This window comes from Streptomyces triticisoli, from assembly GCF_003270085.1.
Taxonomy (GTDB): Bacteria; Actinomycetota; Actinomycetes; order Streptomycetales; family Streptomycetaceae; genus Streptomyces; species Streptomyces triticisoli.
The window spans coordinates 1-595 of record NZ_QFDQ01000106.1 but is presented as its reverse complement, the minus strand read 5'-3'; the positions used below and the strand labels follow the sequence as shown (position 1 = coordinate 595).

Genomic DNA, 595 nt, shown 5'->3' with positions numbered 1-595 from the left:
CGGGAGGAAACCCCTCCCGGGCCGGCCCTTCTGGCTGTGCCCCCGGCAGGATTCGAACCTGCGACACCCGCTTTAGGAGTTCGATCCGAGTCCGCTCCGGCTGCTGTCGTCGACCGGTGTGACGGCTGGACAGAGACGCTGGTGTACGTCCCCGTCCGGCATCGTTGATGTCAGCAATGGATGTCAGAAGCCTTCTGATCTGTAGCTCTATGTGGGATCGGTCGTAGTCGGTTCATTACGGCTTCTCGTCGTCTTCCGGAAGGCGTCCGGTGTCGGAGACGGCTGTCGTGGTTGCTGCACTCGATTGCTGTACGGCTTCGACGGCGCTGCGTGCGTGAGTAACATTGTTGCGGGCGGTGAGGGTGTCGGGGTGGTCGAGGCCGAAGAGTCGTTCGCGGTCGACCAGCACCCGCTCACATAGGTCGAGGGCTTCCCGGATGCGTCCGGCATCGCGGTAGGAGACGGCCAGGTTGCTGCGGGCGGTGAGGGTGTCGGGGTGGTCGAGGCCGAGGAGTCGTTCATAGTCGGCCAGTACCCGCTCATCCAGTTCGAGGGCTTCTTGGGTGCGTCCGGCGTCGGTGTAGGAGACGGCCAG

Annotated in this window: 1 protein-coding gene; it reads right to left on the bottom strand. The window is 64.2% G+C overall.

Annotated elements, in window-relative coordinates; genetic code table 11:
- Window positions 1–235 precede the first annotated feature (235 nt).
- The coding region (locus DEP02_RS16975) for a tetratricopeptide repeat protein (RefSeq protein WP_157977470.1) at window positions 236–595 on the bottom strand (360 nt) is incomplete at its 5' end.